A 7,121-nucleotide genomic window follows, 5' to 3' on the forward strand; every position below is an offset into this window, starting at 1 on the left:
AGGGTAAGTAATTCGGATGTTGAAGCTATTAAGTTGGCCGGGTATACTGATGGTGCCATCGGAGAAATTGTTGCCCATGTTGCACTAAATATACTTACCAATTATTTCAACAATACTGCTGAAACGGAAATTGATTTTCCAGTGGTTACAGCGGCGATTATTCAATAATTTAATTAACATATAAATTACAAAACGATGAAAACATTAAAATCCATATTTATATTTAGCGCGGTCCTTCTTTTTGGATATACCGCACAGGCCCAAATACCTCCTATCGACAACAATGGTGTGGCTATTGGAGGGTATGATGTTGTTTCTTATTTTTCAGGAGAAGCAAAAAGAGGCTTCGAAAGTTTTTCTGTAAAGTACAATGGTGCTACTTATTACTTTTTCACCAAGGCGAACAGGTCGGCCTTCAACAAATCCCCTGAGAAATACCTGCCTCAATTTGATGGATTCTGTGCCTGGGGTGTTGGGGCAAAGTCCGCAAAATTCCCAATAGATCCGGAATCCTATGATATTGTTGATGGAAAACTATACTTGTTTTTCAATGCGCCCTTCAATGGGGAACAGTTCAATACCATCTTGGATTGGAATAAAAGGACAACTGAGCTGAAAAAAGCTGCAGATGCCAATTGGCCAAAGGTTAAGCACAGTAAATAATCCAGACTATATGGGTAGGTGCAGCCAGATCGGTACTTGCCCATATAATTCAGGAATCAGATAGCATGGAAATAGAGAAAAAATATCCGTTGCCCCCCTTTACATTGGAAACTGCCAAAGTAAAGGTGCAATTGGCAGAAGACGCCTGGAACAGCAAGGATCCCATCACCGTGTCCAAGGCCTATACGGAGGATACTGAATGGAGAAATAGGTCCCAATTTGTGAACGGACGCAATGAGGTCGTTGCCTTTTTGAGTGATAAATGGAAAAAGGAATTACGTTATAAACTACGTAAGTATTTATGGGCATTTTCCGACAACAGAATAGCGGTACGTTTCGAGTATGAGTATCAAAACCTGGAAGGGCAATGGTTCCGGGCGTACGGTAACGAAAATTGGGAGTTTGATGAAAACGGTCTCATGCAAAAACGGTACGCCAGTATCAATGACCTTCCCATTTTAGAAGAAGAAAGGAAATTAATATAAAACTTAATTATGGATATTTTTAACACCTACACCCTCATCAATGAACATACAGGGGATATGGCCTTTAGAATTTGGAATTTTGAGGACAATGGTCAATTCTGCAAGGTTAAAAGACTAAATCACTATTCCTTGATCTGGGTGAAAAAAGGCAGTGGTACGGCCAAAATAGATTTTGCCGACTATGAATTTTCTCAAAACGTAATGTTCGCCTTAACCCCTTATCAACCCTTTATGTTCAATGAAAAGGAAAAATTGGAGGGTGTGGTGTTAAATTTTCATCCAGATTTTTTCTGTATCCATAAACATCACGAACAGGTGGCCTGCAATGGTGTTCTTTTCAATAATATCTATAACCCCCCAATGTTGAATGTAGAGGATAATGCCAAAGAGGAGTTTGAGATGTTGATTTCCCTAATGCGAAATGGTATACAGAAAGCGGATATTGCCCAATACGACTTACTTGTTTCCTATCTGAAGATATTCCTTATTAATGCATCAAGAACCAAAGCCCAACAACAACCTGAGGAGTTGGAAGCAATGCCTGATAACAAGGAGCCATTTATTCTTCAGAAATTAAAAAACTTGATAGAAACCAATTTCAAGTCCAAGCATTCCGCAAGTGAATATGCAGAACTGTTGAATATTACCCCAAAAGCTTTGGCAAAGATCACAAAAAGCCATTTTAACAAGACCATGACCAACCTCATAGCGGAAAGGATAATTATTGAGGCCAAAAGGGAACTCTACCTAACGGACAAATCGGTCAAGGAAATAGCATTCAACCTTGGATATGAGGACGAGCACTATTTTAGTCGCTTCTTCAAGAACAATGCGGATATTTCACCATCCGTATACCGAGAAACCGTTGGATTTGCCAGAGCCGTTTCTTAAAACGCCGCTTAATTTAATGAATATGACCAAGCATGCAATATGCAGATGGTTTAACTATCTATACTATGAAAGCTACAGTTATACACAAAACATTGGATTATTGTTTTACGGAAACCTATACCATTATAAAAGAAAGGATCTTACAAAATGGGTTTTTATTGCTACATGAAATAAATACCCAAAAGATAGTCTCCAAACAAGGGATAATTATCCCGGAACTGATCCAATTACTATTCTTTGAACCCAAATATATAGGCCAAATCATGGAAAAGGATCCATTGGCGATCAATGATATCCCCTTGAAAATTGTAATTCGAGATTTAGGAAACGAAACCACCGAGCTAAGTTTTCAGGATCCCGTTGGGAATTTAAGGGATTATAAACTAGAAGGAGAAATGTTAAATGAACTCCGAAAGCGTATTGATGAAATACTAAATTTTTAATAATAACTCTAAAATCAAAAGAAATGAGTAAAACAGCAATTGTGGTTCTATCGGACCCAAAAGAAGGTTCTGATGAAGCATTAGGACGAGTATTTAATGCCCTTGGGACAGTTTATGAGTTTAAAGTGGCCAATGAGGAAGTGAAAATCATTTTTCAAGGGGCAGGAACTAGATGGCCAGAAATCTTGCAAAAAGAAGATCATCCTGCCAACGCATTGTATAAGGCAATAGAAGACAAAATAGAAGGGATTTCTTGTGCTTGCGCGGATGTCTTTGGGGCTGATGCTTCAGGGCTTGATCTGATAAAGAATAATCCTTTGCCCGGTACTTCCGGTTCAAGTAGTTATGCCGCACTACAAAACGACGGATACACGATTATTAATTTTTAAGGTAAAAGTTCCCGCTCTTAAAGTGGGAGCTTTTCCAATCGTTTAAACATTGAACTTACAAAACTATAATCACAATAAAGTAAATAGCATGTACACGACATTTCACTCTGGAGAAATAGAAATACAGAAAATGACTGGTGAGGTAGCAATAGCAGATTCCAACGCTAGAATGATAAAGGATACCATCATAAAAGGAGCCATTAAGTTTATTGAAAAGCAATCCATGGTTATAGTGAGTTCTGTTGACAAAAGCAATCAGGTCTGGACATCCATTTTGGTTGGTGAACCTGGTTTTGCAGAGGTTCCCGATCCCAATTCTTTGTCGATCAACTTGGATAAAGTACACAGTGATCAGCAGGATATTTTTTATAAGAACATTGTAAATGGCCATCAGATCGGAACCTTATTTATTGAGCTCGCCACTAGAAGAAGATTTCGAATTAATGGAACAATAGCCTTGGAAGGGGACAAGATCAACATTACTATTTTGGAGGCATATCCCAATTGTCCCAAGTATATTCAGCAAAGAAGTATCCAACAACCGGATGCACATAGAAAGGTTGAAGTAAAAAAGAAATTTGGGGATTCATTGGGTATGGATATACAAAACTGGATTTCTTCCTCTGATACCCTTTTTGTGGGAAGTATTAGTAATGAAGGTAGACTTGACGCTTCCCACAGAGGGGGTAAAAAGGGTTTTGTGGAAGTCCTGGACGACTCCACCTTAAAAGTACCTGACTATCAAGGCAATAGTTTGTTCAATACTATTGGCAATGTCGCTCAAAATAACAAATCCGGGATGCTGTTTATCGATTTTGAAAATAAAAGGACGTTACAGCTTACAGGGAAGGCCGAGGTATTGTTTAACCAAAACTCATTGGTTGATATGGAAAAAACGGGTGGTACAGGTCGCTTTTGGACATTTAGGGTTTCAGAATGGATCATTACCGAAAGTCAACATGAGGCAAATTGGGAATTTATAGGGAATTCACCTTTTAATCCATAGTTAGCGCTTAGCTAAATTTTTCATTAACCATTTGGAAGCTGTTGAACAGTATAATAAAAAACCTAGACTATTGAATAGGGCTGGGGAGTAATTGATTTAATAAAATTTGATTTTTCATGGACAGGAGATTATTGGGAAATATTTTACTTATCCTGCTATTAATAATGCTGGGTTCAGGTATGCTAATGTATTTAATGCCCTTTGATAAAGGGGTGGCATCAATACATACTTTTTTTGCTATGCTTTTTATGTTGGCAATGGTTTTCCATATTCTAAACAACAAAAAGCCCTTGAAAAATTACATTGCCGGCAAGAGACTTTCAAAACTAAAAAAATTGCAATTTCCTCTTTTTTTTGTGATTGCCTTTCTTTTGACTTTGGGGCTCTATTTGAATATAAGTGTTCTTAAGGATGTATATGCTTTTGGTAATGAAATAAGAAATGCGCAATTGGGAAAGAAAGAGAAATCCTATGATTATCAAATTATAACCCTGGACAGAACTGTTGGTGATAGGAATATTAGTATTGAACTTCAAAAAGGTGATGCGTTCCAATATCCTTTATTTGGAGTATGGCTGGAAAATTTGGAAGAGGAATACCTACAAACACTATATATTTCTAGGGTAATAGCTTCTAGTACTTTTGACTACGGGCTTAAGAATGATGGCAAATGGGAATCTGCGGTGATCAGACGGCCGGAATCTCTGCCATATTGGTCACATAAAAGGGGTATAAAGGCTGCCGATGGACTTTATATGCCCATGGGAAATTCACAGGATATTGATGCCTATTCCGGAGCCACACCCACTGGAAATTTTATTATCAACACCAAGGTCCAACTGGAGCCGGGAAACTACAGGGTTCTGGTAGAGTTGAATCAATCATATGACTGGAACGAGTATTTTTCGAAGGACAAATTTCCAAATGACGAAATCTATATGGGCTCCGGTAAAGTAGGACAACCGTCATTAATTTATGCTGCAGAGGTTGTTGTTTCAGATTTCGAATCCACCAAATACTACGTGATGGATTTAATAGGCCATGGGCATCATTCGGGCGCTGATGGCAAATTGTACAGGGATCTCTCCAAAATTACTACCGCCAAACAAATTGCCGAACGATTAATAGTATCAATTGAATAAAAACATACAAGTATAAAATGTGGATAAGCTTTCCTTAGGTAGGGGTATTTCATTCCATGCAATATAAACATAGCAAATAGTAAGGATATTAAATGTTTGGTCCGCGCTCAGTATTTGATGGCCTTCATGAACAATCGCGTGTTGGCTTTCAATTGGACTGGCCGTACGGTAGTACAGAATATAATAATCAAGACCAGGCCACCGGTCGAAATTATAGTAAAATAAGGTGGTCAGCTCCTTTTTCGATAAAGGAGGAAAACAAGGATGAATTATTAACTAATTTTAATATATATAATTATGAGTACTAAATTTTTATTTCGAGGACTTATCCTCAGTCTATTGATGACCAACTTAAGTTGTGATAATGATGATGACAATGGAATTATTGTTGCACCTAACACTAGTTTTACGGTTACTATTGAGAATGTATTTGAGGCAAAAGATTATTTTAACAATGGGACTACTGGCTTTATTCAGCCGGGTGCATCCGAATCTTTTTCCTTTGATGCCGGTAAAGGGCATTACCTGAGTTTTGCCACTATGTTCGTTCAGTCCAATGATTTGTTTTATGCTTCCGCTGATCATGGTTTGGCGTTATACGATGATGAAGGAAATGCTGTAACAGGCGATATAACTTCATTGATCGATCTTTGGGATGCTGGCACTGAGGTAAATGAAGAACCTGGAGTAGGTGAAAATCAAGCTCCTAGACAGAGTGGCGCAAACACTGGTGTGGATGAAAATGGTACAGTTGCGCTTATTGGCAACGTAGGCGACGGGTTTGCCTATCCTGAAGACGAAGCTGTAATAAAGGTTTTACTGGAGCATGACGGTGGGACAAAGTTTACAGCAACCATTGAAAATGTATCGGCAGCCTCCTCACTTCCTACCCCCTTGGCTCCCGGAGCTTGGGTAGTTCATAATGATGGACAAACACCCTTATTTGTGGCAGGGACTGCTGCAACAGAAGGTCTGGAAAGAGTTGCCGAAGATGGCAATAATGAGATTTTGGAAGAAACCTTGGCGTCGAATAGCGGCTATGTATCACCATTTGCCCCAGGATCATTTGGAATCAACGATGCGGTGTTTACTGCAAGTGAGGTTGCGTCAGAGGCCTTGGAGGCTTTAGCGGAGGACGGTAGTCCAGCGGGCTTTTCATTGGTTTTTAATACCCCTGTTGGTGGAGGATCTCCAGGTCCTATTTTTCCGGGCGATTCCTATTCCTTTGAATTTGAGGCAGCGGAAGGGGATGTACTTTCTTTTGCCACGATGTTGGTTCAATCCAATGACTGGTTTGTTGGGACAGATGGCATCCAGTTATACAATAACGGGACTCCTGTTTCCGGGGATATAACAAATTTAATAGGATTGTTTGATGCGGGAACGGAAACGGACGAATATGCCGGTGCCGGGAGAAATCAACCAGTACGGCAGGGTGAACCCAATACCGGTGCGGATGAAAATGGAGTGGTTGAATTGGAAACAAATCCAGGAAGTCAGGTACCCAATGTGTCCGATATGATCAAGGTTACTATTAATCCCAACTAAGGACTACATCTAGAATATATAATTGACATATAGTCCAATAACCTTTAGACTATATGCATGTAAAAACGGCCATTTTATGGCCGTTTTTTTAGTTAAAAATATCACATGGATTTTGTTCCTTAATGAAAGGATTATGTATTTCTAGGTTGGCACTTCCTTTTCAGTAGTAACTAAATATGGCAGGATCCTCACAGTTAGTTTTCTATGCCGTTGTAAAGGATTCTGCCATAAATGTAGTCCCTATTTATCCGAAGATATTATTATTCCCAATCGGTATAACCTTCTGGTCCTGGAGTGTATAGTTTATCAACATCTGGAGCAGATAGCTCTTTACCTGTTTTTAATTTTTCGATTAAATCAGGGTTGGCGATAAATGCCCTGCCTACATATACTAGATCATATCCATCCTTCAATAATTCTTCGGCCTTTTCCGCACTCCAAACGTCACCACCTCCTAACATAGTACCGTTAAAGTTATCTCCGATAATTTTCCAGATTTCTGTTGCAAATTCGGGGGCGGACATGGCTGCACGTTGGTCTGCAATGTGGATATA

Annotated in this window: 9 protein-coding genes; 8 read left to right on the forward strand and 1 reads right to left on the reverse strand. The window is 39.1% G+C overall.

Features of this window, described 5'->3' with window-relative positions; all coding sequences use genetic code 11:
• Positions 1-195: 195 nt before the first annotated feature.
• The 8 genes from MWU84_RS23340 to MWU84_RS23375 all read left to right on the forward strand — a co-directional run bounded on the left by MWU84_RS23340 (position 196) and on the right by MWU84_RS23375 (position 6,567).
• Positions 196-663, forward strand: a complete 468-nt coding sequence (locus MWU84_RS23340) for a YHS domain-containing (seleno)protein (RefSeq protein ID WP_246906395.1) — start codon at positions 196-198, stop codon at positions 661-663.
• Positions 664-728: 65 nt separating this feature from the next.
• Positions 729-1,148: a nuclear transport factor 2 family protein gene (locus MWU84_RS23345; RefSeq protein WP_246906396.1), complete on the forward strand. Its 420-nt coding sequence runs from the start codon at positions 729-731 to the stop codon at positions 1,146-1,148.
• A 9-nt stretch (positions 1,149-1,157) separates the two neighbouring features.
• Positions 1,158-2,039 (forward strand): helix-turn-helix domain-containing protein, encoded by an 882-nt coding sequence (locus MWU84_RS23350; protein ID WP_246906397.1) that lies wholly within the window; start codon positions 1,158-1,160, stop codon positions 2,037-2,039.
• 65 nt (positions 2,040-2,104) lie between these two features.
• Entirely contained in the window at positions 2,105-2,482 is a 378-nt protein-coding gene (locus tag MWU84_RS23355) for a DUF302 domain-containing protein (protein ID WP_246906398.1), read from the forward strand.
• Between the two features lie 23 nt (positions 2,483-2,505).
• A complete protein-coding gene (locus tag MWU84_RS23360; RefSeq protein WP_246906399.1) occupies positions 2,506-2,871 on the forward strand; it encodes a DsrE family protein in 366 nt (121 codons plus the stop codon).
• An 88-nt stretch (positions 2,872-2,959) separates the two neighbouring features.
• Positions 2,960-3,877, forward strand: a complete 918-nt coding sequence (locus MWU84_RS23365; protein ID WP_246906400.1) for a pyridoxamine 5'-phosphate oxidase family protein — start codon at positions 2,960-2,962, stop codon at positions 3,875-3,877.
• A 116-nt stretch (positions 3,878-3,993) separates the two neighbouring features.
• On the forward strand, positions 3,994-5,019 hold the full coding sequence (locus MWU84_RS23370) for a hypothetical protein (RefSeq protein WP_246906402.1): 1,026 nt from the start codon (positions 3,994-3,996) through the stop codon (positions 5,017-5,019).
• A gap of 297 nt (positions 5,020-5,316) precedes the next feature.
• Positions 5,317-6,567 carry a spondin domain-containing protein gene (locus MWU84_RS23375; RefSeq protein WP_246906406.1) on the forward strand — a complete coding sequence of 417 codons (1,251 nt, stop codon included), beginning with the start codon at positions 5,317-5,319 and terminating at the stop codon, positions 6,565-6,567.
• Between the two features lie 260 nt (positions 6,568-6,827).
• Here the strand turns inward: MWU84_RS23375 and MWU84_RS23380 are convergent.
• Positions 6,828-7,121 (reverse strand): tRNA-dihydrouridine synthase (locus tag MWU84_RS23380; protein ID WP_246906408.1); only part of this gene is annotated, 294 nt, incomplete at its 5' end.

It is taken from the genome of Arenibacter sp. F20364, assembly GCF_023015905.1.
GTDB lineage: Bacteria > Bacteroidota > Bacteroidia > Flavobacteriales > Flavobacteriaceae > Arenibacter.

Coding starts and splice junctions, on each gene's coding strand:
- MWU84_RS23345 (WP_246906396.1), top strand. CDS start 729: ATGGAAATAGAGAAAAAATATCCGTTGCCCCCCTTTACATTGGAAACT.
- MWU84_RS23350 (WP_246906397.1), top strand. CDS start 1,158: ATGGATATTTTTAACACCTACACCCTCATCAATGAACATACAGGGGAT.
- MWU84_RS23360 (WP_246906399.1), top strand. CDS start 2,506: ATGAGTAAAACAGCAATTGTGGTTCTATCGGACCCAAAAGAAGGTTCT.
- MWU84_RS23375 (WP_246906406.1), top strand. CDS start 5,317: ATGAGTACTAAATTTTTATTTCGAGGACTTATCCTCAGTCTATTGATG.
- MWU84_RS23340 (WP_246906395.1), top strand. CDS start 196: ATGAAAACATTAAAATCCATATTTATATTTAGCGCGGTCCTTCTTTTT.
- MWU84_RS23355 (WP_246906398.1), top strand. CDS start 2,105: ATGAAAGCTACAGTTATACACAAAACATTGGATTATTGTTTTACGGAA.
- MWU84_RS23365 (WP_246906400.1), top strand. CDS start 2,960: ATGTACACGACATTTCACTCTGGAGAAATAGAAATACAGAAAATGACT.
- MWU84_RS23370 (WP_246906402.1), top strand. CDS start 3,994: ATGGACAGGAGATTATTGGGAAATATTTTACTTATCCTGCTATTAATA.